This window comes from Sorangium sp. So ce375 (genome assembly GCF_051473855.1).
Classification (GTDB): Bacteria; Myxococcota_A; Polyangia; order Polyangiales; family Polyangiaceae; genus Sorangium.
Genome location: NZ_CP150335.1, coordinates 12384776 through 12410952, shown reverse-complemented (window position 1 = coordinate 12410952; position 26177 = coordinate 12384776). Strand labels below are relative to the sequence as shown.

15 protein-coding genes are annotated in these 26177 nt (G+C 73.3%); 8 read left to right on the top strand and 7 right to left on the bottom strand.

Annotated features, from left to right (window positions below; translation table 11 throughout):
• Positions 1 to 515: 515 nt before the first annotated feature.
• The gene (locus WME90_RS46075; protein WP_437278469.1) at positions 516 to 2672 is read left to right on the top strand and encodes a S41 family peptidase; all 2157 of its coding nucleotides are present in this window, start codon (positions 516 to 518) and stop codon (positions 2670 to 2672) included.
• A gap of 209 nt (positions 2673 to 2881) precedes the next feature.
• On the opposite strand, the gene WME90_RS46070 is transcribed toward WME90_RS46075, so the two are convergent.
• Positions 2882 to 3628, bottom strand: a complete 747-nt coding sequence (locus tag WME90_RS46070; RefSeq protein WP_437278468.1) for a hypothetical protein — start codon at positions 3626 to 3628, stop codon at positions 2882 to 2884.
• Between the two features lie 597 nt (positions 3629 to 4225).
• Between WME90_RS46070 and WME90_RS46065 the strand changes: the two genes are divergently transcribed.
• The 3 genes from WME90_RS46065 to WME90_RS46055 are packed head-to-tail and all read left to right on the top strand — an operon-like array spanning position 4226 to position 6737.
• On the top strand, positions 4226 to 4681 hold the full coding sequence (locus WME90_RS46065; protein ID WP_437278467.1) for a hypothetical protein: 456 nt from the start codon (positions 4226 to 4228) through the stop codon (positions 4679 to 4681).
• The gene (locus WME90_RS46060) at positions 4681 to 5403 is read left to right on the top strand and encodes a hypothetical protein (protein WP_437278466.1); all 723 of its coding nucleotides are present in this window, start codon (positions 4681 to 4683) and stop codon (positions 5401 to 5403) included. The genes WME90_RS46065 and WME90_RS46060 overlap by 1 nt, the downstream gene beginning before the upstream one ends.
• Entirely contained in the window at positions 5400 to 6737 is a 1338-nt protein-coding gene (locus tag WME90_RS46055) for an SLC13 family permease (RefSeq protein WP_437278465.1), read from the top strand. The genes WME90_RS46060 and WME90_RS46055 overlap by 4 nt, the downstream gene beginning before the upstream one ends.
• Before the next feature lie 126 nt (positions 6738 to 6863).
• Here the strand turns inward: WME90_RS46055 and WME90_RS46050 are convergent, their stop codons facing one another.
• Together WME90_RS46050 and WME90_RS46045 are read right to left on the bottom strand one after the other, a co-directional pair.
• Positions 6864 to 8495 carry a hypothetical protein gene (locus WME90_RS46050; protein WP_437278464.1) on the bottom strand — a complete coding sequence of 544 codons (1632 nt, stop codon included), beginning with the start codon at positions 8493 to 8495 and terminating at the stop codon, positions 6864 to 6866.
• Positions 8492 to 11557 carry a hypothetical protein gene (locus tag WME90_RS46045; RefSeq protein WP_437278463.1) on the bottom strand — a complete coding sequence of 1022 codons (3066 nt, stop codon included), beginning with the start codon at positions 11555 to 11557 and terminating at the stop codon, positions 8492 to 8494. Before WME90_RS46045 ends, WME90_RS46050 begins: the two co-directional genes overlap by 4 nt.
• 606 nt (positions 11558 to 12163) lie before the next feature.
• On the opposite strand from WME90_RS46045, the gene WME90_RS46040 reads away from it, so the two are divergent.
• The 4 genes from WME90_RS46040 to WME90_RS46025 all read left to right on the top strand — a co-directional run bounded on the left by WME90_RS46040 (position 12164) and on the right by WME90_RS46025 (position 19947).
• Positions 12164 to 13807, top strand: a complete 1644-nt coding sequence (locus WME90_RS46040; RefSeq protein WP_437278462.1) for a SulP family inorganic anion transporter — start codon at positions 12164 to 12166, stop codon at positions 13805 to 13807.
• A gap of 152 nt (positions 13808 to 13959) precedes the next feature.
• Positions 13960 to 17016: a YbcC family protein gene (locus WME90_RS46035; RefSeq protein ID WP_437278461.1), complete on the top strand. Its 3057-nt coding sequence runs from the start codon at positions 13960 to 13962 to the stop codon at positions 17014 to 17016.
• Positions 17006 to 18448, top strand: coding sequence for a proton-conducting transporter transmembrane domain-containing protein (locus WME90_RS46030; RefSeq protein WP_437278460.1), 1443 nt, complete (start codon positions 17006 to 17008; stop codon positions 18446 to 18448). Before WME90_RS46035 ends, WME90_RS46030 begins: the two co-directional genes overlap by 11 nt.
• Positions 18445 to 19947, top strand: coding sequence for a complex I subunit 4 family protein (locus tag WME90_RS46025; protein ID WP_437278459.1), 1503 nt, complete (start codon positions 18445 to 18447; stop codon positions 19945 to 19947). The genes WME90_RS46030 and WME90_RS46025 overlap by 4 nt, the downstream gene beginning before the upstream one ends.
• A 212-nt stretch (positions 19948 to 20159) precedes the next feature.
• On the opposite strand, the gene WME90_RS46020 is transcribed toward WME90_RS46025, so the two are convergent.
• From WME90_RS46020 to WME90_RS46005, 4 genes are all read right to left on the bottom strand, one after another.
• On the bottom strand, positions 20160 to 20591 hold the full coding sequence (locus tag WME90_RS46020) for a hypothetical protein (RefSeq protein ID WP_437278458.1): 432 nt from the start codon (positions 20589 to 20591) through the stop codon (positions 20160 to 20162).
• 430 nt (positions 20592 to 21021) lie between these two features.
• Positions 21022 to 22410 carry an SIR2 family protein gene (locus WME90_RS46015; protein ID WP_437278457.1) on the bottom strand — a complete coding sequence of 463 codons (1389 nt, stop codon included), beginning with the start codon at positions 22408 to 22410 and terminating at the stop codon, positions 21022 to 21024.
• A gap of 117 nt (positions 22411 to 22527) precedes the next feature.
• Complete coding sequence (locus WME90_RS46010) at positions 22528 to 23673, bottom strand: hypothetical protein (RefSeq protein WP_437278456.1); 1146 nt, start codon at positions 23671 to 23673, stop codon at positions 22528 to 22530.
• Between the two features lie 205 nt (positions 23674 to 23878).
• Complete coding sequence (locus WME90_RS46005) at positions 23879 to 26107, bottom strand: biotin carboxylase N-terminal domain-containing protein (RefSeq protein WP_437278455.1); 2229 nt, start codon at positions 26105 to 26107, stop codon at positions 23879 to 23881.
• Positions 26108 to 26177: the final 70 nt, after the last annotated feature.

The following is a 26177-nucleotide window of genomic DNA, read 5'->3' as shown; positions in this document are numbered from 1 at the left end:
GCCTCGATACCCAGCGATCCCGGCTGTTGAGCGTGTCGCGCCGCTCTGGCGAGAGAGCTCAACGACGTACCCGGCCCGATGCTCAGGCAGGCTCGTTGCCTATCGATTCATCTATAGCATCGTAGCATCATCCTCACGCAGCGTCCGGCGTCCGTGTTCTGTCTGCCCCGGCTGAGCCATTTCCACATTTTTAGGCCACGCTCTGGGAATTCTCGGTCAGAAACCTCGTCCATCGTCGCGTCTTGGTACCGCAGTTGTCCTTGTGACGGCCCGAGTGGCGGTGTTGATATTGCCCTGGCTACTTGTTTTGCTTGCTTTCCCAGCATCTTGGTTCGCTGAGGTCGTGGGTGCAGGCGTTGGGACTGCTACCCGAGATTGACGCGCTCCCGATGCGCTGCCCCGGTCGCTAGAGTTCCGATCGGGGGAGAGGACACATGCACGCGCACCGTTCTGCCGACGTTTCCAACAGCGCTTCGCTCGTGGCCGGTTCGGCTTTGGTCCAGCAAACGCCGGCCGTGGAAATCCAGCGCCTTGCTGCGCTCGCCGCGGTGTGGGGCACGGTAAAGCTCTTCCACCCCAGGCTGGCCGCGGAGCGTTTCGACTGGGATGGTCCGCTCGTCCGCGCCGTGCCGAAGGTTCGGACGGCAGCCGATGACGCCGCCTTCGCCGCGGCTGTCGGGGAGATGCTCGCCACGCTCGGCGACCCGGCGACGGGCATCGAGCCGCCGCAAGAGGCTCGGGCCACCACCGTTTCCTCGACCCCCGCGCCCTCGCCTGCCGCGGCCTCGATCACCCACCGCCGCGACAGCGATGTCCTGATCGTGAATTTGCGCGCCGTGAAGGATCGTTTGGAGAACCAGGACTGGTCCGCGATCCAGGCCGTCCGGGAGGAGATCGAGACGTCCACCCGCATCGTCATCGACTTTCGCATGGGAGAGGACACGATCGGCAGCCCCTGGACCGCCCTCCAGCAGCTCGCGCCCGTGCTGGTCTGGCGCGACCTGTCCGGTCCAGCCACGCGCACCGTGGTCTGGAGCGGGTGGCCGCCACAAACGGGCTACTCGTCAGGCGGCTACTACCGCGGATTCGAGCAGATAGCCGTCGAGCGGTTCGCCGCGAAGCAGAAGGGCGGCCCGCCGCGACGTGTGGTCTTCGTGGTTGACGATAAGGGCGGCGTCCCGGCGCTCGCGTGGGCGATGCAGCTCAGCAAGGACGGCGCCATCGTGGCCGCGGGCCCGATACGCGACTCATCCGACACGCGCACCCATGCTCTCCCCGGCGGCTTTCGCGCGGTCGTACGCGTCAACGAGAGTCTCTGGGGGCCGTTGCGCGCCAACACGACGGTGCCCGAGGGCAAGGATCCCATCCCGGTCGCCGTCAAGCTCGCCCGCGCCAGGGTGAAGCCGGCGAAGCAGTGGGAGAAGAACGTGCCTTCGCCCCCGGCGATCGCCTCGGACGACGAACCCTACGAGGGCATGACGTACCCCGCAGTCGAATACCGGCTTCTCGCGCTGTTTCGCCTCTGGACGGTGATCGATCGCTTCTATCCATACAAGCACCTCATCGGCGACTGGAGCGCGGTCCTGCCGGAGTTCATCCCGCGCGTCATCGCCGCCAAGGACGAGCGGGAGTGGGCGCTCACCCTCGCCGAGCTGGCGGCGCGTATCGCCGACGGCCATACTCACCTGAGTGGCAGCGCCGTGCTCGACGCCCTCCTGGGCGTCGCGCCGGCGCCGGTCGAGACGCGCCTCGTGGAGGGGTTGCCGGCCGTGACCCGGCTCCGCGATGCGCAGGCGGCCCGCGATGCGGGGTTCCGGGTCGGGGATGTCATCGTCGCTGTCGATCGCGAGCCGGCCCAGGCGATCATGCAGCGTCGGGCGCCGTATGTCCCCGCGTCGACGACGGCGGCGCACGCCCAGCTCCTGGCGGAAGGGCTCCTTCCCGGCCCTGCGGGATCGAGCGCGAGGGTCACCGTGAAGGGCGCAGACGGCGTGCAGCGCGAGATCACGGCTCTCCGTGACTTTCGGTTTTATGACAGCTCACGATCCGCCGAGAAGCGGCCTTGGCATCTGATCACGCCGCAGGTCGGTTACGTCGACCTGACGCAGCTCACCTCGAAACAGGTCCCCGCCATGTTCGAGGATCTGAGGCAGATCAAGGCGCTCATCTTCGACATGCGCGGCTACCCGCACGGCACTGCCTGGGACATCGCGCCGCGGATCAACGTCAAGAACGCGACGGTGGGGGCCCAGTTCCGCCGTGCCTACCACCTCGGCGTGACGAGGGTCGAAGAGCGGTCGCAGCGCATCCTCTTCGAGCAGCGGCTGCCGCAGGGGACCGGCTGGATATACACCGGCAGGACCGTGACGCTGATCGACGACCGGGCGATCAGCCAGGCGGAGCACTCCTGCCTGTTCTTCGAGGCGGCGTCGGGAACTACCTTCATCGGCACGCCGACCGCAGGGGCCAACGGAGACGTCACCAACGTGCGCCTGCCCGGCGGGTTGACGCTGCGCTTCACGGGGCACGACGTGCGCCACGCCGACGGGCGCCAGCTCCAGCGCGTCGGCATCCAGCCGCACGTGGTCGCCGCGCCGACCCTCGCCGGTGTCCGGGCCGGCAAGGACGAAGTCCTCGACCGCGCGGTCGAATGGCTAGAGACCGGGGAGTGAGCCACGAGGGGGCCCAAGATCGGCGTCGCGATGACATACGCGCTACCAAGCCCGGCGCCCTTCCATGGGCGTCCTTCACCACCCCCGACCAAGCCCGGCGCCCTTCCATGGGCGTCCTTCACCACCCCCGTCCAAGCCCGGCGCCCTCCAGGCGCGATCGCGCTCCGGGCGCCCTCCGGAAGGAACGAGCGCGGCTCCCCGTCCCGCTTCTAGTTGCACCCGAGCCGGCACACCATGGCCGCCGTGTAGGCGCACCCGTGGTCGCCCCACAACGACGAGCTCGGCCCCGTGCACCGGAACGCGCACCCGCGTCCGTCCGCCGTCGCCTCAGCCGTCAGCCGATATCCCTCGGCGTTGCAGCTCCTCGTCGATGACAGGCAGCTCGACAGCTGCGGCTCGCACTGCTCGACCACGTAGCCGGCAGGGCACGTCCAGTCCACGCTCGCCCGCCCATAGTCCGGCGACCTCCCCGTCTCGGTCGCGACGGGCTCGTGCTTCGAGAACGTCGCCATCCCCGTCGTCACCTGGAGCGGCACCACGACGGCCCGCTCGCGCGGCACCACAGGGGCGGACGCGTCCTTCGGCTGCACGACGAACGTGTCCCGCCGCGTCTGCCGCTCGCAGCCGGCCGTCGCGCCCTCCGGCGTCCACGAGAACGTGAGCTCCGCGCTCCCGTGCGCGGGCACCTCGACCGTGCGCTCGCCGTGGGTCACCCGCACGTCGACCTGCGCCCGGTTCGTGATGAGCGCCTGCGCCGTGCCTGCGGCGCCGTACGGCACCACGCCGAGGTCGACCGGCAGCGGCGCGATCTCCGGCTCGGCGAGCGAGAAACGGCACACATCCGCCACCGGGTAATCGGCGCACGGCACGAGCGGGCGGTCGTCGTCGGCGGCGTCGCGCGTAACCTTGTAGGCCTCGCCGGCGAGATCGAGCTGGCCCCAGCGCCCCGCGCCCATGGGAAAGGAGCCAACCGGCGCGAGATCGTCCGTGGTGCAGCGGATGAGGTTCCACGGGGGAACCCGTCCTCGCAGGGCAGCGATGTATGCCAGCTCCGCGTATGAGGAATCCAGCCACGATCTTCGCTCGGCGGAGGGAACAACCGTACGATGCGAGGATATCAAGGGTGAATCGCCACGCTCACCTCAGGTGACCGCAGGTTCCTTGTACGGCGGTGGTATTCGAGCGCGCGCGGGCTGCGGAGCAGGAACACCGCGCGCCTCGTCGTTCGAGCCCAACGACGTGCCGAGAGAGGAGGTCGAGTCGATCGCCGCCCTCGCCGCCCTCGCGCCGAAGTCGGGAATCGCGTGCGCGCGCCTTTGCCTTGAAGGCCGCAACCATTGGCTTGGCCGGTTGAACCACGGGCTCGTTGCCGTCGCCAGCCGCGGGCGTCGCGCTGCGTTGCTGGAGGTGGCGCGCGCGTCCGCACGGGGCGCTGGCGCGCAAGACCAGGCCTGGATCCGGGCCCTTCCGAGCAGCTACGCTGGGGTGCCCTCATGCCTCCGCCCAGACCGCCTCGCGACCCCGGCCATCGCTACCCTTCATTGCCCTCCTCCGTGGTGTCCGCGTTCATCCACCCCGCCAGGCTCGACGCGCTGCTCGCCCCCTGGATGCCCGACGCGGAGGAGCGCGCCTTCGTCGTCCGGTGCATCGTGGGGGAGGGCCCGATCCATCACCGCGGCGCGAGCTACACGCTGGTCTGTCTGCTCGGCCTCCTGCTCGAGGAGCTCGGCCGGCCGGAGGTCGGCGCGCCGAGCGGCGAGTCGCTGCCCGTCCCGATCCGCCTGCCGCCGCACCTCGCGCGCGGCAGCGAGCACGACTACCCGCTGGCCATCCCGCTCGCGCCGCTGACGCGCCTCGCCCCGAAGGGGTCGCCGGAGCTCGCGGCGCTCGTCGACTGCCTCACCGACGGCCCGCCGCACCACGCGCTCGCCAACGCCGCGATGGTCTGCCTGCTCGACGCCCTCTTCGCGCGCGCCGGGCGCGCCCGCGCCGGAGCGGAGCCGGCCTGATGGCGCTGCCGCCGGCGCTCGGCCAGGCGTTCCGGATGGTGGCCGCCGAGCTGGGCATGCGCTCGGCGGCGCGGCTGTTCCTGCGCGAGCTGATGGGCGCCGGCGGCGCCCCGCTCGCGCGCGAGGCCCGCGACCAGCTCGGGCGCGAGTTCCCCGTCCTCGACTTCGTCGCCGAGCAGTGGCTCTCCGGCGGCGCGGAGGCGCCGCTCGACCCCGCAGGCGTCCTCGATGCGCTCCGAGGCGTGACCCGGCTGCTCGTCGTGGGACTGGAGGCCGACTGCCTCGACGCGCTCGTGCCGCGGCTCTCCGGCATCGATGCGGGCCTCGTCACCGACGCGGGCGGGCTCGACACGGACTTCCGCCGCGTGCTCGCGAACTACGACGGGCTCATGGAGCCGGTGGATCTGTCCGACCTCCACCGCTGGGCCGGGCGGAGGAGCGCGCTGCTCACGTTCGTCTACGGCACCGACGGGCACACGGCGCACGTGAGCCCCTCCTGGCTGCGCGTCTCGGGCCCCGACGTGCGGACCCAGTTCCGCTCGCTGATCGGGTGGGACATCCTCGGCCGACCCATGACGGTGTACCCGCGCTGGATGGTCGAGACGAGCTCGGCCGATTTCTCGTGCCTCGTGGGGCCGGCCCCGCGCGGGCCCGCACCCGAGGTCGCCGCCGCCGGCACGGACGACCCGCGCGCGCTCGCGCCCGCCCTCGAGGCGACGTGACGGCCCCGCAAGCCGCCCTCTTCACCGTCCTGCTCGGCGCGCTGCTGCTCCAGGCGCTCCTGCCGTCGCGCCGCATCCTCATCGTGACGGGCGGCGCGGGCCTCGCCTGCCTCGCATCGACGCTGCTCGGGGTCGCGACCACGCAGCGCCTGCTCGCCGAGGTGCCGTGGGACGTGCTCGTCATTCTCGTGACGCTGGGGCTCTTGTCCCAGCTCTTCGCCGCCTCGCGGCTCTTCGACCGCCTCGCCGTCGCGGCGACGCGGCTGAGCGGCGCCGAGCCCTTCCGCGTCCTCCTGGTGTTCTCGATCGCGATGTACGTCGTGAGCGGCGTCGTCAACAACCTCACGGCGCTCGTGCTCGTCCTTCCGGTGCTGCACGTGCTGCTGAAGCTGATGGGCACGCGCCAGCGGTACGTCTCCTGGCTGCTCGGCCTGCTGCTCGTCGCGTGCAACCTCGGCGGGGCCGCCACGCCGATCGGCGACTTCCCGGCCATCCTTCTGCTCGGCCGGGGCAGCATGACGTTCGGGGCCTACCTCGCGCGCGCCGCACCGGCGACGCTCTGCGCGCTGGCCGTGCTGCTCCTCATCGTGCGCGCCGTGGTGCGCCCGGCCGCGGGTGTGCCGCGCGATCCGGTCTCGGCGCGGCTCACGCGCGCGGCCATGGAGGCGCTGCACCGGCGGGTGCGGGCCGACCGGCGCCTCCTCGTGCCGGCGGCGGCGTCGCTCGGCGCGATGGTGGTCGCGTGGCTGTTCCTGCCCGCGGAGCTCGGCGTCGGCCCCGAGCTCGTGTGCTGGCTCGGCACCGGCGCGGCGCTGCTCATGTCGCGCAGGCTCGGCGAGCGGCTCGCGCGGACGGGGCTCGACATCGAGGCGGTGCTCTTCCTGCTCTCGCTCTTCGTGATGGTCGCGGCGGTGCGGCGCACCGGCCTGTTCGAGGAGGTCTCGCGCTCGCTGGCGCGCCTCCCGGTCACCCCGCCGCTGCAGCTCGTCGCGTTCCTCGTCCTCGCCGGCGTGCTCACCGGGCTGTTCTCGGCGGGCCCCAGCATGGCGGCGCTGCTCGACGTGGCCGAGTCGCTCGCCCAGCGGCTGCCCGCGCCCGCCGTGTACGTCGGCCTCGCCCTGTCCGTCTGCGCGGGCAGCTCGCTCTTCCTGACCGCCGCGACGTCGGGCCCGCTCGCGCAGGCGCTCACCGAGCGCGCCGACCTGCGGGACGTCGATGGCAGGCCCATCCGGTTCGGCTTCTTCGATTTCCTGCCGACCGGGCTCCTGAGCTTCGCGGTCATCCAGGCCGTGGCGATCGCGTACGCGCTCCTCGCCACCTGGGCGGCGCGATGAGGGCGCCCGCCGGGGGCAGGAGCTGGCTCGCCCTACGGGAAAGACCGGCCTCGTAGGCTCGCTCCGGCGAGGCGAGCGTCTCCTCGATCGCGGGCAGTCCTGATGGCGGCGGGCGGGGCGGGCCAGCTAGTTGCACCCGAGCCGGCACACCATGGCCGCCGTGTAGGCGCACCCGTGGTCGCCCCACAAAGACGAGCTCGGCCCCGTACACCGGAACGCGCACCCGCGCCCGTCCGCGGTCGCCTCGGCCGTCAGCCGGTATCCCTCGGCGTTGCAGCTCCCCGTCGACGACAGGCAGCTCGACAGCTGCGGCTCGCACTGCTCGACCACGTAGCCGGCAGGGCACGTCCAGTCCACGCTCGCCCGCCCATAGTCCGGCGACCTCCCCGTCTCGGTCGCGACGGGCTCGTGCTTCGAGAACGTCGCCATCCCCGTCGTCACCTGGAGCGGCACCACGACGGCCCGCTCGCGCGGCACCACCGGGGCGGCCGCGTCCTTCGGTCGCACGACGAACGTGTCCCGCCGCGTCTGCCGCTCGCAGCCGGCCGTCGCGCCCTCCGGCGTCCACGAGAACGTGAGCTCCGCGCTCCCATGCGCGGGCACCTCGACCGTGCGCTCGCCGTGGGTCACCCGGACGTCGACCTGCGCCCGGTTCGTGATGAGCGCCTGCGCCGTGCCTGCGGCGCCGTACGGCACCACGCCGAGGTCGACCGGCAGCGGCGCGATCTCCGGCTCGGCGAGCGAGAAACGGCACACGTCCGCCACGGGGTAGATCGCATACGCGAGCGGCACGGCCTTCTTGACCTCCATCCGCAGCGCGCCGAACGCCTGCCCGCCGCCCTTCGCGCCCGCGACCGGCGCGCCCTCGACGCCCTCAATGGCCAGCTCCCCGACCGAGGTCATCGTCACCCGGCGGTCCCCCGCCTCGATCCGGGCCTTGAACAGGCCGAGCGCCGTGCCGTGCGCCTCGCCGGCGGTGACGTCCGTCTCGTAGGCGACCATCGCGCCGCGCTTCACGGCCCCGATGAAGTGCGTCGCGCGACCGCAGCCGCAGCCGCCGCCCGGCGCCGGCACCACGCTCTCGGTCGGCTCGAAGAACTGCGGATCCTCGTCGGCGACCAGCGCCATCGCGACCAGCCGCAGCCGGCGCCGGTCGAGCGTCCCTCCGGCGCTGAAGTACGCCGGCAGATCGGCGTCGGCGCCGACGAGGACCGAGTCGACGGCGATGCCCACGTAGCGGAAGTCGATCGCGCGCTCACCCGATGCCGGCGCCGGTCCGCCGGGCGCCACCGTGGCCGCAGCCGCGGGCGCCGCCGCAGCCGCGGGCACCGCCGCAGCCGCGGGCACCGCCAGGGCCACGGGCGCTCCCGTCGCCACCGGCGGCGCCACGGCCGCCGGCGCCGCCCCGGCCACCGGCTCCACCTTCGGACGCGCGCAGGCGACGCCGACCGGCGAGAACGCCCCCGCCGCGCTCCGCGATAGCCCGCGGCCGGGCACCATCGCGCTCGATGTGTCGAGGAGATAGTCGTGCCGCACGTCGCTGAACGCGCGCGCGGCCGCGAGCAGCGCCCCTGCCTGCGAGCAACCGCTCTCCTTGCAGGCCGGCGAGACGGCGGCGCCGTCCGGCCTGCGCGACGGCGGGACCGGCACCTCCGGCGGCCCGGGGCAGCCGAGCGCGGAGGCCAGCGCCCCGAGCAGGAGCCCGCCCGCGCGCAGAGGCGCGGCGCACGGCCGACGAGCGCGATCTGCCCCGCTCACGGCCATGCGATCGTCATCCAGCGGACGCGCCCCGAGCCGCTCACCGAGTCGTCGGCGAAGAACAGCGAGGCGCCGGACCGCCCCGCGAACGCCGGCGTCACGTCCTGCGCTGCGCCGCCGGTCAGCCACGCCAGCGGCTTCAGGGGGGGCTCCGACACGTCGCCGGGCGCCAGCGTGAAGGCGTTCAGCACCACCGAGTCCCCCGGGGCCGACGCGAGCACGCCGCGGCAGACCTTGTCGCACGCGAGCGCGAGCGACGACACCGCCGCGCCGTCCGGACCGCCCACCACGACGGGCGCGCCCTGCACCGCTCCGCTGCCGTCGAGCCGCACGAACCGCGCGCGCCCGCCGGCCGCCACGCCCCCGGAAGCCGCGGCGGCATCGCCGACCGGCTCGTCGATCCAGCCGACGAAGAGCCCGCCCTCGAGCGGCGCGAGCACCGGGCTGCGCGAGTGCTCCGAGGAGGCATGGAGGCGCGACTCGTCCCCGATCCGCTGCAGCGTCTTCGCGTCGAGCCGCGCGAGGAAGATGTCGCCGCCAGGCTCGTCGCCCTGGCCAGCCGCGCCGACCGCCCCGCCCTGGCCAGCCGCCCCGCCCTGGCCAGCCGGCCCGCCCTGGCCAGCCGCGGCGACCGCCCCGCCCTGGCCCGCCGCCCCGCCCTGGCCAGCCGCGCCGACCGCGCCGCCGGCCGGACGCGCGTCCGACCACACGAGCCACACCTCCTGGCCGCGCATCGCGATCTGCACCTCGGCCGCGTCGAGCGGCGCGTTCGTGATGCGCCGGTCCGGCACCGTCCTGTTCAGCGCGCGGTCCACCCGCGCCGCGTACACCTCGGCGTTGCCGTCGCGCGAGTCGATCCACGCGACGATGAAGCCCCCCGCGCCGTCGTACGCGATCGCCACGTCCGACGCCTCGCTCGCGGCGCCGCCCTGCTTCTTCCGCGGCGCCGTGGTGAGCTTCTTCTGCGCGACCTTCGCGCCCGTCGCGTCGACCTTTGTCAGGTAGACCTGCGTCTCGCCCCGCTCGCGCGCGACCCACGCGATGACGCTCTCGCCCTGCGCCGCCCCGCCCTTGCCCTTCGCGTCGGCCGGGAGCGGCGGCGCCGTCGCGACCGCGACGCCGCCGAGCGACGACGCCTTCTGCGAGAGGACGTTCAGCTTGCCGAGGCCGCCCGGGGACACGGCGCGCACCGCGACCGTCGCGGAGAGATCCTGCCCGCGGCGCGCGCCGTCCGACGCGCCCTCGACGAAGTACGTGACCCACGCCGAGAGCGCCGCGCCGCCGTCGAGCTCGACCGCCGCGACCTTGGCGATGGGGTCGCCCGCGGCGAGCGCGCGCACCGCGGTCGCGCGCGGCGGCGGGTCCTTGTCCTCCCGGAACGCGGGCGCGCGCCACGCGCTCTCGCGCACCGGCAGCGACACCAGCGCGAGCGGCGCCCGCGCGCCCGACGCGCCGCCAGCGCCGCCAGGCTGCGGGCCCGCCGCGGCGCTCGCGAGCGTCGCGCACGCGCCCGCGTGGCACGTCAGCCCGCGCACGAGGTACGGCACGCCGTCCGTCGCCGCGAACGGCGCGGCGCGCACCGGCTCGGCCGCCCGCACCGAGAGATCCGGGCCGAAGCGCACGAACGTCGGCCAGACCGGCGGCGCGGCCGCCCCGTCGCGCGCCATCTTGAGCGTGGCGGGCGCGAGCGTCACCGCCGCGAAGCCGTCCCCGTCGCTCGCCAGGTCGGGCGGCCCGCTCGCGCTGAAGACGAGCGCCGCCCGCTCCGCGCCGAGCGCCCCGTCCGGGCCGACCGTCGCGAGGTGGATGAGGCGCCCCGGACCGCGCGCCCCCCCGCCGCCGTCGCGCTCTCCGCCGCGGGCGCCCAGCAGGTCCTCCCACGCGAGCAGCGCCCGCCCGCCCGCTCCTTCGGAGGGCGCGACGAGCGACACAAGCGCCTGCTCGCCGGACGGCGGCGTCGCCTGCCGCGGCGCCACCGCCACCTTGCCGCCCGGCTCGACCGCCGCGAGGTAGACCGCGCCGTCGATGTCCCGCTCGTCGGTCCAGGTGAGCAAATAACGCCCGCCGACGGCTGCGATCTCGAGATCGATCTGCGCGGTCGGCTCGGGGCTGACGACCACCGGCGCCGACACCTTCCCGGCCGCGTCGATCTCCAGGAGCGCGACGAGCCCGAGCTTCCCGCCCTCCGAGGCGTCCTCGGCCTCCGCCTTGCGCGCGGGCTTGCCCTCGCCCCGCCCGCGCGGCGCGGCCGGCGCGAGCACGACGGCGACCGCCGCGCCCCGCTCGGTGGCGACCGCGTGCCACCCGAGCACCTCGCGCGCGACGGACGCGGGCGCCGTCGGCTTGATCGCCGCGCCCTTGCCCTGCGCCACGACCGTCATGACCACGTCGACGCGGTCCACGTCGACGTGGCCCGCTTCGACGCGGCCCGCGTCGCCGCGCGCCTCGCGCGGCATCTCCCACAGCACGAGCGCGCCCTGCGCGTTCGGGAGCACCTCGAGCCACGAGATCTCCTCGGCCGTCTGCGCGACGAGGCTCGCCGGGGCGCTCGGCTTGCCGGCCGGGTCGAGCGCGAGCACGCGCACCGCGCGGCCCCCATCGACCTGCTCGATCCAGGCGGCGATGTAGCCCTGCGGCGTGGCGCGGAGCGCGGCGACCGGCACGTCGGCGGCGACCGGCCCCGCGTCCACGACGTCCCCGCGCGGCGCCCCGTCCGCGCCGAGGGCGCGCGTCCGCCACCGGCCTCCTGCCGCATAGAGCAGGAGCGCTTCGTCGCCGCGCCGGGCGAAGTAGGGCGTCGCGTCCTCGTCGTCGAGCTCCGCGATCACCCGGGCCGGCAGGAGCGGCGGCCCTTCCGGGGCCTTCGGCTGCGCGGGCGGCGTCTTCACGACGCGCGGCGGGCGCGCGACGGGGGCCTGCGGCGCGGCGGAACACCCGAGCGAGAGGGCGAGCGCGGCGCCGAGCAGCGCCGGCGCGCGGCGCCCGAGCGCGGCGCCGGTCTGGCGGCGCGCGTCGCGTCGCGGGCCGCGTGGAACCCAGGGGAGAGCGCTGCGGACGAGCATGGCGGCGACCATGCCAGAAGCGCAGAGCCCCCGCTACAGGGCGCCGCGCGCAGGCCACTCCGAGGCTCGGCTGCGCTGGTCGAACGGCCCGATCCGCGGACCGACGGGCCCGGGCGGTAGCCGAGCACGTACTGGTTGTGGCGGGGAGATGCGTCTTTCAGGTGCTGTGACCGAGCCAGCGGTGGCGAGGGAGATCCTCGCGCGAATTGGAGCCGGCGCAGCGCTCGCGTCCCTCGCGATCGATCGCGATGTCATGTGGCGGCGCAGCTCGTCGTACGGCGGCTCCGAGCGCGGGGCGCAGGCACGGCGTGTTGATTCGTTTGTGGTGAAATGATCCGGCGCGGGTGCGTAACGGCGGCTCCTCCGAATTTCGTGTGATCCGGTGCTGGACACGAGCCGCCCCGTTTCCTAGGAACGCGTCGCCCGAGTCCGTCCGAGGTCCGCCGCGGAGAGACCGGCGTGGAGACGAGCCCCAACAGAGGCTCGCCGGCGCGCTGGCCACGTGTGCGACGAGCCTGGAACGAACTTGGACGACAACCCACCTCGGTCGGAACGGCGACTGCGGGACTCTCGTCCTGCCCGCGCATCCGAAGGTCGAAAACCACCATGCCCGTGCCCAAGATCCCAGACCCACCACCAGAACCTGCTCTATCCACGTGGAAGAGCGATCTCGTCTCGGGGTTCCTCGTCTTCTTGATAGCGCTCCCGCTCTCCCTCGGCATCGCCATGGCGAGCGGATTCCCCCCCATCGCAGGCGTGCTCACCGCCGTCGTCGGCGGCGTGATCGCCACCTGGCTCGGCAGCGCACAGCTCACCATCAAAGGCCCGGCAGCGGGGCTCATCGTCATCGCGCTCGGCGCGGTTCAGGAGCTCGGCGGCGGGGACAACGCGACGGGCTACCGCCGCGCGCTCGCGTGCATCGTCGTCGCCGCCGTGGTGCAGATCGCCTTCGCGCTCGCGCGCGCCGGCACCCTCGGCGACTTCTTCCCCACCTCGGTGGTGCACGGCATGCTCGCGGCCATCGGGATCATCATCTGCTCGAAGCAGATCCACACGCTCCTCGGCCTCACTCCGACGGCCAAGGAGCCGCTCCCCCTGCTGCTGGAGATCCCGGCGAGCGTCCTCCGGCTGAACCCCGCGATCGCCCTGATAGGCGTCCTGTCGCTCGTCCTCCTGTTCGGCTATCCGGCGCTGGCCAGGCGAACACGATGGATGCAGAAGATCCCCGCGCCGCTCCTGGTGCTCGCGGCCTCGATGCCGCTCGCGATGGTCTTCGACCTCGAGCACAGGCACACGTACACCTTCTCGGTGACGGACTCGATCCACACGATCGGGCCAAAGTTCCTCGTCAACCTGCCTGGGAGCCTCGTGCAGGCGATCGCCTTGCCGGACTTCAGCGAGGTCGCCTCGTCCGCGTCCCTCAAGTATGTCGTGATGTTCTCCCTGGTGGGAAGCATCGAGTCGCTGCTGTCCGCGAAGGCGGTCAGCTCCCTCGATCCCGAGCGGCGCAGCGCTGATCTCGACAAGGACCTGCTCGCCACCGGCGTCGGCAACCTCGTCGCGGGCATGCTGGGAGGACTGCCGATGATCTCGGAGATCGTCCGCAGCTCCGCCAACATCGGCTACGGAGCGAGGAGCCGGCTCTCGAACTTCTTTCATGGCGCGTTTCTCCTGGTCTTCGTCGCCTTCGCGCCGGGGCTCATCCACAGGATCCCGCTCGCCGCGCTGGCCGCGATGCTCACCTTCACGGGCGTCCGCCTCGCGTCTCCCAGGGAGCTCGTGCACACGTTCCGCATCGGCAAGGAGCAGCTCGTGGTCTTCGTCGCCACCGCCGTGATCACCATCGCGACCGATCTGCTCGTGGGCGTCGCGGCCGGCATCGCCGTGGAGATGTTCATCCACGTGCTCAACGGCGCGCCGATCCGGAGCCTCTTCCGGCCCGACATCGAGGAGCGCGTCGACGGCGGGCGGCTGGTGCTGCGCGTCAAGCAGGCCGCCGTCTTCAGCAACTACCTCTCGATCAAGCGGAGGCTCGCGCGGCACCCCGACGCCACGGCCGTCGAGATCGACTTCGCCGATACGCGCCTGGTGGATCACACGGTCATGGCCAACCTGCACGATCTCAAGGCCACCCTCGAGCGCGAGGGACGGAGGCTGACACTCTCGGGCCTCGACGACCACGGTCCGATGTCGTCGCACCCGCTCTCCGCGCGGAAGAAGGTCGCGCTCGCCCCCGCGGTGAGCCGCTGAGTTTGCACGGCGGGCACGAGGCAACTCACGAGGCAACTCACGAGGCAACTCACGAGGCAACTGCCGTGCATCCGGTGAACCACGCGCGAGATGCGCGAAAACTGCGCGTGCACGCCGCGGATTTTGGACGACAACAACACTCCACGATTGACATGAACGAGCCAAGTTCGACATCCGGCGCAGGCGAAGCTCCAGAAGAGCGGCTGCGCGCCCTCCTCCAGCACGTCGGTCATTTCCTGCCAGCACAGGGGCCGATCGGCGTGTTCGTCCACCACAACACGCTGCACGCGTTCCAGCACCTGCCGTTCCACGACGCGCTCGCCGCGGCGAGCGCGCTGTTCGAGGCAGAGCCGTACCTCTCCGAGGCGGAGTTCCGCGCGCACATCGCGTCGGGCCGCATCGACGACCAGGACATCGAGGCGGCGCTCGCCGAGCGCTTCGCCGAGATGCCTGACGAGCGCCGAGGCCCGCTGTCACGCATCGAGATCGAGCGCCTCGCGCTGCGCTTCCCCATCGAGACCGCCACCGAGGCGGGGCTAGGGTGGCGCATCGCCGAGACGGGAGCGACGCGCAAGCTCCGGCCCGATCTGCCGCTCGGGCCGTACCGCCGCCTCCTCATCGATACGGAGCGCTGGCTCGCCGAGCGTCCCGACGCCGCCGCGCGCCTCCTGGACCAGGGCGGCCATGACCCGGAGTCCCACGCCGCGCTCGCCCTCTGGGACGCCTGCCGCGGCGTGCCGCTGCCGCCGACGGAGCCCGCCGAGCCGCCGCTCGTCGATCGCGTGGGCGTCGATCGATCGCACCGCGATCTCCTGCTCGCGATCACGGGGGAGGATCCGGCCGAGCTCATCGATCCGCCCTTCATCCGGCTCCTCGGCGCCTACCTCGACGAGGGCGTCGCGCACTGGGCGATGCCGGACCGCGCGCGGGGGCTCTTCCGCGCGTTCCGCGGCCTCGTGCTGGAGGGGTCGAGGCCGGCCGGCGCGCACTTTGCCGGGCTCGAGGCGGAGCTCCGCGCGATCGGGGCGAGCATGCCGCCCGCCGCCGTGGCCGTCGCCGCCCTGCGCGACCTCGGCGTCGCGGAGGACCACTGGGAGGGCTACGTCACGCGCGTGCTGCTCGAGCTGCCGGGCTGGGCGGGCATGGTCCACCGCCTCGAGCGCACGCCGAGCGACCGGCCTGCGGGCGCGCCGCCGGCGTCGCTGCTCGAGTACCTCGCCGTGCGCCTGACGCTCGCCCGGTACGCGCTGCGCGACGTGGCGCGCCGGAGGCTCGGGTACCGGGGGCCCCTCGCGGGGCTCGTCGGGCACGCCCGGCGCGCCGCGAGGCCCGTCGAGCCGCCGCCGCGCTCGCCCGACGGCGACAGGCCCTTCCGCCTGTTCCAGCTCGCCCAGCTCGCAGGGCTGTCGGTCGCCCAGCTCCAGCCGGTCTCGGCGGCGGATCGCGTCTGGGCGCTCGAGGTGCTCGAGGGGCTCGACGAGATGGCGCGGCGGCGCCTCCTGCACGAGGCCTACGAGCACCACCACCGGGCCGAGGTGCTGCACGGCATCGCGGCGAACCTGCGCCGTCCGGCGCACGAGCGCGCGGTCCGCTCGCCCCGGTTCCAGGTCGCGCTCTGCATCGATGACCGCTGCGAGGGGCTCCGGCGGCACTTCGAGGAGCTCTCCCCGCGGCACGAGACCCTCGGCATCGCCGGGTTCTTCGGCGTGCCAATCCGCTACCGCGGGCTCGACGACGCAGGCCACGCGAGCCTCTGCCCTGTCAACGTCGCGCCGGCGCACGAGATCGTCGAGCGACCCCGCGAGGAGGGCGCCGGGCTCGTCCGGAAGGCGCGCCGCAGGCGCTGGGCGCGCTTCGTCCACGCGCTCGGGCACGGGACCCGGACCCTCTCGCGCGGCCTCTTGCTCACGCCGACCCTCGGGCTGTTCTCCACGATCCCGCTCGTCGGCCGCACCCTCTTCCCGCGGGCGTACGCGCGGCTGCGCCGCGCGTTCGAGCGCCGCCTCCTGCCCGCGGTGCCGACCCACCTCCACAGCCCGCACGAGGAGGGGACGGAGCAGGGCCGCGGAGGCGCGGCCTTCACGGCCTCCGAGAAGGCCGCGCGGGTGGCGGCGACGCTCGAGATCATGGGGCTCACCCGGCGCTTCGCGCCGCTCGTGGTGATGCTCGGCCACGGCTCGAGCAGCGTGAACAACCCGCACCAGTCCGCGTACGACTGCGGCGCGTGCGGCGGCCGCCACGGCGGTCCGAACGCGCGGCTGTTCGCCGCCATGGCCAACGATCGGGAGGTGCGCGCCCAGCTCCGCGAGCGCGGCATCGACATCCCGGACGGGACCTTCTTCCTCGGCGGGATGAACAACACGACGACGGAGGAGATCGTCCTCTACGACGAGCACCTCGCGCCGGCGTCGCACCGCGGCGAGATCGCCGCGCTCAAGGACGCCCTCGGCGAGGCGCGCAAGCGGCACGCGCACGAGCGCTGCCGTCGCTTCGCGTCGGCCCCGGAGCGCCTGAGCCCCGAGCAGGCGCTCGCGCACGTCGAGGCGCGCGCCGTGGACCTCAGCGAGGCGCGGCCCGAGCTCGGCCATGCCACCAACGCCGTCTGCGTGATCGGCCGCCGCGAGCTCACCCGCGGGTTGTTCCTCGACCGCCGGGTGTTCCTCGTCTCGTACGACCCGACGCAGGACCCCTCCGGCGCGATCCTCGAGCGCGTCCTGCTCTCGGCCGGGCCGGTCGGGGCGGGGATCAACCTGGAGTACTACTTCTCCCGCGTCGACAACCTCCGCTACGGCGCCGGGACCAAGCTCCCGCACAACCTCGCCTCGCTGCTCGGGGTCATGGACGGCGCGCTGAGCGATCTGCGCACCGGCCTGCCGAAGCAGATGATCGAGATCCACGAGCCGGTGCGCATGCTCACCGTCGTGGAGACGAGCACGGAGACGGCCGCGGCGATCTGTGCGCGGCAGCCGGCGCTCCGCGAGCTCATCCACGACGGCTGGATCCAGCTCGCCTGCCTCGATCCGGCGACGGGCCAGATCGCGCGCTTCACCCGCGGCGCCTTCGCGCCGTTCACGCCCCCGGAGCGCCCGCTGCCCGAGGTGGCGCGGTCGCTCGACTGGTACGCGGGCAAGAGCGGCTTCGTCCCGCCCGCCATCATCCGCACCACGCCCTCGCGGCCCTCGCTGGAGATCGCCGACCATGCTGCCTGACCTCGTCCTCGGCAAGCTCACCGCGCTCGCGGTGCTCTCTCCGGCGGCGGCTTTCGCCGCGCTCGGCGCATTCCTGCTCCTCCTGCGCAAGCCGAGCGAGCGGGTCGTGTCGGGCGTCGTCTTGTCCTCGCTCTCGATCTCGCTCGCCGCCTCGCTCGTCGTCTGGGGCTCGTCCGTCCTCTCGCCCTACGCCTTCCTCCCGGTGGAGCTCGGGCACTGGTTCGAGGCGTCGGGCTACGCGTTCGACGTCGTCCTGCTCGCCGACAGGCTGTCGGCGACGATGATGGTGCTCGTCTCGCTGATCGCGCTCGTCGCCGGCAGGTTCTCGGTCGCGTACCTGCACCGCGAGGCGGGGTTCGCGCGGTTCTTCCTGCTCCTCGCCCTGTTCTCGGTGGGCATGCTCGCGCTCGTGTCCGCGGGGAGCCTCGACCTGCTCTTCGTCGGCTGGGAGCTCGTGGGCGTGACGAGCGTGCTCCTCGTGGCCTTCTTCCACGAGCGCGCGGCGCCGGCGCGGGCGGCGCTCAGGGTCTACATCACCTACCGGCTCTGCGACGTGGGGCTGCTCGTGGGCGTGGTGCTGATGCACGAGATCGCGGGCTCCTCCCACTTCGGCGAGGTGTTCGGCGGGGCCGCCTGGCCCGGGCCCGCCGCCGCGATCAGCGCCTCCGGGGCGACGGCGCTCGCGCTGTGCCTCTTCCTCTCCGCGATGGGCAAGAGCGCGCAGTTCCCCCTCGGCAGCTGGCTGCCGCGGGCGATGGAGGGCCCGACGCCCTCGAGCGCGCTCTTCTACGGCGCGATCTCGATCCATGCGGGCGTGTACCTGATGCTGCGCGCGGCGCCCGTGCTCGAGCGCTCGCCCGCGGCGAGCGCGGCGGTGGCCGTCGTCGGCGCGCTCACGGCCGTCCACGGGACGCTGGTGGGTCGCGTGCAGGCGGACGTGAAGAGCGCGCTCGCGTACGCGACGATGTCGCAGGTCGGGATCATCTTCGTGGAGATCGGGCTCGGGTATTACAGGCTCGCGCTCGTGCACCTGTTCGCGCACGCGTGCCTGCGGTGCCTGCAGATGCTGCGCGCGCCCTCGGCGCTCCGCGACGCGCAGGAGATCCGGGCTGCGCACGCCGGCGACCCGCTGCCGCACCTCGGGATCGCCGCCCGCCTGCTGCCGGCGTCGCTCGTGCGGCGCGCGTACTGGCTCGCCCTCGAGCGCTTCCACGTGGAGGCGCTGCAGCAGCGGTTCATCGCGGCGCCGTGCATGCGCCTCGGGCACGCGTTCGACCGGTTCGAGCGCCGCTGGGTCGCCGCGCTGAGCGGCGTCGCCGAGCGTGAGCCCGGCGGCGCGTCCGCCGGGAGCGCGCGCGGCGAGCGCGCGGGGGCGGCCGCTCCCGCGGGCGCTCCGGCCTCCGCGGCCGGCGCGAAGGGGGTGCGATCATGACGACGTTCCTGCTCCTCTCGGCGCTCGTCCTCGCGCCTGCGCTCGCCGCGCTGGCCGCCTCCCGCGCGCGCGGCGACGACGCCGCGCGCCGCGTGGCCCTCGCCGGCGCGGCGCTCACCCTGCTGCTCGCGCTCGTGGCGCTCGCGGTGTTCCACGCGGGCGGCGGCGTCGCCCTCGACGCGATAGGCCCGGCGGTGCCGCTGCTCGGCGTGCGCCTCCGCCTCGGCCTCGACGGCTTCAGCGCCTCGCTGCTGCCGCTGCTCGGCTTCATGCTGCTCGCCCTGATCGCCTCGGGCCCGCGCGCCGCGCTCGACCGGCCGAACCTCGCGGCGCTGCTCGCCACGGGCAGCGCCATCCTCGGCGTCTACTGCGCGACCGACCTCGCGGTGCTCGCCGTGGCGTGGGTCGCCGCGCTCCTGCCGGGCGCGCGCCTCACCTCCGGGAGGGGCGCGTCCGATCAGCTCCTCCGGCGCACCTACCGCATCTTCCTGATCGGCGGCGCGGCGCCGCTCGTCCTCGGGATCGGCATCATGGCCGCGCTCGCAGCGCGCCGCGGCGCGGCGCTGCCGTTCGACATCCAGGAGGTCGCCCGCGCCGGCATCCCAGAGGCGTGGCAGTCGCCGCTGCTCGCGCTCATCGGCATCTCCGTGCTGATGCGCATGGCCGCCATGCCGTTCCACGGCTGGTTGCCGGTGCTGCTCGAGCGAGGGCCGATCGGCGTGACCGTCCTGCTCGCCGAGATGCAGGTCGGCGTCTGCGTGCTGGTCCGCGTCGCGGTGCCGCTCCTGCCCGATGCCTGCGCCGAGCACATGCCGTTCCTCGCCGTGCTGGGGCTCTTCAGCGCCGTGCACGGCTCGATCCTCGCGCTCACGCAGACGGATCTCCGTCGGATGATCGGGTACCTCGTGGCGAGCCAGAAGGGGCTTGTGCTCCTCGGGATCGCGTCGATGAACCCGCAGAGCGTGAGCGGCGCGCTGATCCAGAGCTTCGGCCTCTCGATCGCGGTCACCGGGGTGACGATGGTCGTCTGGGCGATCGAGGCGCGGACGGGCACGGCGGACATGAGGGAGCTCGGCGGCCTCGTGGTGAGGACGCCGCGCATGGCCGCCTTCTTCTTCCTGCTCGCGTTCGCGGCGATCGGGTTCCCGGGGGCGCTGACGTTCATCGGCGAGGATCTGCTGCTGCACGGGATCCTGCACGTGCACGCCGTGCCCGCGGTGATGATGCTGGGCGCGACGGCGCTCAACGGCATCACGATGTTCCGCGCGTTCCAGCGCACCTTCCTGGGCCCGATCCCGCGCGGCCGGGCGAGCGCCGCGGCGATCACGCCGCTCCTCTTCCGGGAGCGGGCCGTCCTGCTGTCGATCCTGACGCTCATCGTGACCCTGGGCGTCGCGCCGTCCCGGCTGCTCGCGCAACACGCGCCGGTGGTGGAGCGCGTCCTCGCGGCGGTCGGCGACGGCCCGGCGAAGGTGTCACCTCACGCGCGGGCGGAGTGAGCTCTGGCTCATGGCTCAGGGAATGGCACCGAGCACGGGCGGCGTGCCCCGCGGGAGGACGCCGCGGCGCACGCCCTCCCGCGGCGCGCAGCCGGTCAGCTGGCTCGATGCAGACGGGCATCGCCGTCTCACGGGGCGTTACTCCCCCTTCGAGCCCCGCCAGCTGCTTCCCCCGGCAAAGCCGCCGGGCGAGCGGCGCGGACCGGTCGACGCTAGAATGCGAGCAGGCGCCCGAGCAGCGATCTGTACCTGCGCAGGGCGAGCCGGAGCTCCTCGGTCGATGCCTCTGCTCGGCCGGGCTCACCGTCGAGCAGGCGCTGCAGCCCGGCGCGCTCCTCCCGGAAGCTCTGCGCGACCCGCTGGATCACCTCGTTCACGAGCGCGTCGGCCTGTTCGACCGAGAGGCGCGGCGCCTCGATGAAGCCCGCCTGGATCGCGCCCCAGCGCTCGGACAGCTCGCGCGCCTCTTCCGGCGTGAGCACGGGCGCGCGCTCTGGCCAGGGCTCTCCGGTCGGTCCGCCGCGCGCGGTGTAGACGGCCGGCTGGCGGCCCGACTCGGGCGGGACCTCGTCGTCGGCGAACCGCGCCTCGGGCAGGCTGCTCTCGCGCGCCGTCACCATCCGTTCTCTGTGCAATGGGCTCACGATGGCCACCTCTCCGCTCGTTCGCGCTGTGCGCCCAGCGGGCATAGCAAGCAGCATGCGCGTCTCGATGTGTATCCGCGCCCGCTACCGCACGCGCAGCGCGGCAAGGCCAGAGGCCCGGAAGAGCCCGAGAAAATCCAGAGAGCTTTTCCGGCTCCGCCGAGCCGCCCGGCGCCGATCGCCCGGGCGCCCGCCGTGGCGATCCTTCATGAGCCGATGAGGCGGAAGAGTGCGGAATACGCCCGGCGCCGGCGGAGCCGCTCTGAGGACGGCAGGGCCCAGGTACGGCAGCGCCTCCCTCCGAGCGCGGCAGAGCCTCCCTCCGGGCGCGACAGAGCCATCGTTCGGGCGCGGCAGCGCCTCCATCCGGGCGCGACAGAGCCATCGTTCGGGCGCAGCAGGGCAGGCGCCCGGGCGACGACGCCCGCGCTCACCTCGGCGATGGGCGCAGCTTCGTCACGACCGTGCGGATCTCCCGCGCGACCTCGAAGAGCGCCTCTTCCGTGTCGGCCCACTGGGTCACGGGCTTCCTGTCCCGCGGCACCGCCTGGAGCTCGGCGAAGCGCGTCGCCTCCCAGAGGCAGGGGCGGAGCAGGATCGGCACGACCACGGCCTGCCCCGCGGCGCGCCGGCGCATCGCGTGCGTCACCTGCGGATCGCCCTGCTCGGACGCGAGGTAGCTCGCGCTCACCAAGAGGAGGACGAGGTCGGCCGCCTCGAGCTGCTCGCCGATCGCGCGCGCCGTGTCCTCGTCCGCCCCGATCTTCCCGCTGTGCCACGGCGCGATCAGCCCCTCCCGCCTGAGCGGGGCCATGTGCGCCTCGAGGCGCGTGAGGAGCTCCTCATCGCGCGAGGCGTACGAGAAGAAGACGCGCACCGGCCGCGGCGCCGCGAGCGCCTTCACGAGCGACGACGGCAACGTGGGCGACGACTGCTGCTGGGCCCGCACACCGGCGCGCGGCGGCGCAGCGGCGTGCGGCGGCGCAGCGGCGTGCGGCGGAGGAGGCGCCGCGCCCGGCTCCAGGCCGAGGAGGACCTGCGCGACCTCCGCATGATCCCCGTCCTGGTTCTCGTAAACGATGAGCCGGACGCCCGAGTCCTCGAGCAGCCGGCGGCGGAACGGCGGCGCGCCCTTCGGGAGCAGCGCGAAGTGCATGGGCGGCGGCCCGCCGGAGAGAGCGCGCACGCGGGCGAGCGTCTGCTCGATGTTGTCGTCGGCGAGGCCGAAGCCCACGAACAGGATGGAGTGCGCGCGGTAGAGCGCGCCGAACGCGTCCTCTAGCCGGGGCGAGCCGAAGATCGCCCGGTCGTACTGGTCGCGCGAGAACACCCAGGTGTCCCACGCCCGCAGCGTGCCGTGCAGCTTCAGGATGAAGCGCCTGTCCATGGAGAGGTCGCCCGCCGGCCGATCGATCATGCGCCACTCGCCCTGGAACGCGCGCTCCAGGAGGCGGTCGATGTTGGTGGTGAGCACCGCCTTGAGCCTCGGCTTGAGCGCGGCGATCGCGTGCGCCACCTCCGGGATGTCGCGGCCGGTGTCGTCGAGCTCCTTCTCGACCGTCGAGTTGAACTCCTGCGGCCCGAGCGCCAGCTTTGCGGCGGAGAGCGCGTGGATGAGCTGGTTCGAGGCGATGTACTTCTGGATCTCGTCGAGGACCGCTGGGTCCGCGCTCCGCCGCCGCGCGCGGTCGCGCAGCCTCTCGGCGAGCTGCTTCCAGGTGGGCATGCCTGCAGCCGCCGAGACGCCGGGGCCTGCGAAGACGATCAGATTCCCTGACGCGTAGCGCTCGCGCAGCTGCTCGAGGATCTCTTCATCCATCAGCGATCACGATACCGCGGATCCGCATCAACGGGCGGCGCCGCGCCCTCACCGCGCTGCACCGCCCCCTCACCGCGCCGCACCCTCACCGCACCGCACCTTCGCCGCGCCTCACCGTCACCTCGGCGGCGCGGAGCGCCGCTCGGCGGCGAGCGAGAGGCCAACCCCCAGCCAAGCCCCCTCGACTGCGCCCGCCTCCCCGCGGGCGCCCACGTAGTGCGCCGGCCGAAGCACGATCCCCGGATCCAGCGTGAGCCCGAGCCACACGGGGCCACCCAGCCGGGTCTCCACGCCGAGCCCGAGGCCGGCGCGGGCGGACCACGTATCCCGCTCGCCCGCGATGCCATCGACGGAGATGGCGGCGGGCAGCCTGAGCGATGCGACGGAGGCGGTGGCGCCGATCGAGAGGCGCCACGAGGCGGCCAGCCAGAAGCGGTAGTCGCCCGAGAAGCCCGCCTCGAGCCAGCGCAGCGGCTCACCGCCGGACGGCGCGGCCAGCAGGCGGGCGAACAGCGACTCCGTGAGCCTCAGGCGCCGCAGGCCGAGCGTAAGGCCGGCCCCGCCGAGCGCCTGCGGCCCGCCCGAGACGACCGCGGCGTAGGGCCCGGCCGAGATGGAGAGGGTGTCGAGATCGCGCGAGGCGAGCTCGACCTCGTCCTGGGTGGGGCGCCGCGGCGACGGCGGCCGCCGCGGGGCGCGCGCGCGGCGCATCTCGGCGAGGATCATCTCGGAGGCGGCGATCGCCACGAGCCGCGCGGCCACGTCCGAGGTGAGGCCGGAGACGGCGATCTGCCGCCGCACGACCGCGCGGCCGTCGAGGCGCACCTGGATCTCGAGGCGCGCCGCGGTGGGCCGATCCACCCACACGCTCGCGACGCGGTCGCCGAGCGGGCCGACCGGCTCGGCGGCGAGCGATGCGCCGTCCGGGAGCTCGATCTCGAGCAGGCGCCGCACACGGACGCTGGAGACCTCCTCCGCCGCGCCGCGCGACAGGGCGACGCGCACCTCGATGGGCGCCGCGGCGTCGGGCAGCCGCGGCGCAGCCGGCGCGGCGGCGCCGCTCGTGATGGCCACGACGGCGCGCGGCTCGGCGGCCTCGGCCGGGTGGGCGGCGCTCAGCTGGAGGACGAGCGCGACGACCAGGAGGACTGCCGCGCGAGCGGCGAGCGCGGGCAGCTCCCAGCGCGGGGCGCGCGCCGGGCGCTGGCGGCCAAGGCCCGTCCTCAGCGGCGGCGTCCGCGCCGGAGATGATCCGCTGGGCATCCTCGCACGGGCCATCGGGGTACTTGGCCACATACCCTGTTGCCATCGGAATTGCCTCTTTCTTGTGGTCCGAGACCACCTTACCGAGGCTGCTCTGGCCGGACGAATCCACCGCGGCGCGCCCTCGATCCAGAGCGGCCGCGCGTGCTCGTAATATTTCGCCACCAGCGCTCACCCCACAGGGGAGCGCGGCGGCCCGCCCAGGTCACGTCTCCTGGCGGAACGCGGCCACGAGCCAGTTGACGTGACGTCCGGTGTCGTCGTTGCTCGAATGGCGCTTGAAGAGGGGCATCCTCAGGATGCGCACGTGATCCTGGAGGTTCGTCTTGAAGGGCGAGCCCTGGATGGGCGTCCCGTCGGGCCGCACCTGCCGCCCCTCGATCTTCATCTTCTTCAGCACCTCGAGGGACGCGAGCCGCAGGAGCTCATAGGCCCTGTCCGGGTCCTTGCAGCTCACGGAGACGATGAGCTTGCCGAACGTGGGGTCCTTGTTCACGAGCACGTCCCCCGCCTCGAAGCCGCAGTCGAAGCGGACCTTCAGGTCGGTGAGGCCCTTCTCCTCGAGCGCCGCGCGGATCGCGTCGGTGTCGGGGAGCGCGATGCGGTCGAAGATACCCGCGTTGGGCAGGAAGAGCCCTTTGCCGCCGTCCCGCGAGTCCCTGAGATCGGGATTCCAGCTCTCCGCGTTGATGCGGAACTCGCGGCTACAGTGGGTCTGCACCACGTGGTCCTGCTCGAAATCGATGGCTTGCCCGTCCGCGATGCGCATCTGCCACGCGACGAGGTTCACCGGGACGCGGCCGCGCTTCCGCTTGATGGCGTAGCTCTCCTCGCTGACGGGGTGCTCCACCTGGATCCGCGTGTTCATCTCGAGGAAGTAGAACTTCCCTTCCTTGAACATCAGCTCCACGGTGCCCGCGCCCACGTAGCCCACGCGCTCCGCGATCCTCACGGCGAGCCCGCAGATGCGGTCCTCGAGGCCCGGATACCGCCGGAGCAGGGCCGGCGGCGCCTCTTCCTGGATCTTCTGGCTCGCGCGCTGCTCGCTGCAGTCGCGCATGCCGAAGTGCCGCGTGTTGCCGTAGCGATCCCGCAGCACCTGCACCTCCAGGTGGATCGTCTCCGGGATGTTCTGCTCGAACATCACGCCCGGCTGCCAGTTGTAGGCCTTGATCTCGCCGAGCACCTTCTGGATGGCCTGAGGCACCTGCTCCACCGTCGGGATGACCGCCTGCCCGCGGCCGCCGCCGCCGTTGGCGGCCTTCAGGCGCCCCGGGAACGTGAAGCGCCCGGCCGCGTGCGCCTCCAGGACGATCCGCTGGATCTCGCCGGGATCGTCGCTGTCGATGACGATGCCGGGCGTCACCGCGGTCGGGTCGAAATCCTGGGCCATCAGGCGGAATTTGCGCTTGTCGCCGGCGCTCTCGACGACGTCCTGCATGGGGCCGATGAAGACGATGTTCTTCTGGCGGAAGTGCCGGATGGCCGCGGCGTTCTCCGCGAGCGGGCCGTACCCGGGGTAGAGGCCCGCGCGCGACAGCTCCTCCTGCCAGCCGTCGCCGAAGCGCCGCTCGAACTCGTCCCTCACCTTGTCCGCGATCTGGATGTAGTTCGCGTAGCTCTCGCGGAAGCTCCCCTCGAGCCCCACCCCGAAGCCGCCGCCCTCGCGCGCGATCCGCAGCTGCAGGGCGTTCTCGTCGTCCTTCAGGCTGTAGAGGACCACGGGGATCTTGCCGAGCGAGATCGCCTCCCGCGTAGCCCGCACGCCCATCTCACCCTTGTCCGCCACGAGGATGTACTTGAGCCGCCCCGCGCTCACCGTCGTCGCGGGGAAGCTGTCCAGCCGATGCACGGCGGCGTACAGGAGATCCAGCACCTGCGCGTCTTCCCGCAGGAGCTCTCCGGCCCGGGAGCGCAGGAGCTCCGCCGCTTTGTCGCGGAGCGAGGGCTCGTCCTGCTCCAGGATCAGGAACTTGAGGAAGCGCTCGTCCTCGAAATCACGGCGCTTCAGCGCCCGGAGCAGCCCGCCCTCGAGGTAGCGGGCGAACCCGTCGCGGTCCGCGTCCGTGATCGACGCGCGCGCTTCCCGGATCCGCGACAGGAGGCCCTCCGCCGCCGGGAGGAGCTCCTGCACCCGCTCGTCGTCGAGGAGCGCCCTGCGCAGCGCCGCTTCCAGGGGGCGCTGCCAGCCGAAGTGCGTCCTCCACACCTCGCCGTTCGCGATGAGGTACCGCAGCCCGAGGAGGCGGTGCGCGTCGATGCCGCCGGCCAGCGTGCCCAGGTCGAGCAGCACGAACCCAGGGACGCCCATCGCCGTGGTGAACGCCTCCATCGAGGACACATAGCCGCCTCGGGGCAACACCAGCTTCCACGACGGGAGCGATTGGACATCGTTGCGAGCGGGTAGAGAGCTGGTGCGGACGGCGGTGGTCATCCTGAGCGGTTCTCCGGCGAGCGAGCAAACAAGCGCAGAACCGCTAGGGGATGTCAAGCCTGTCGGCCGA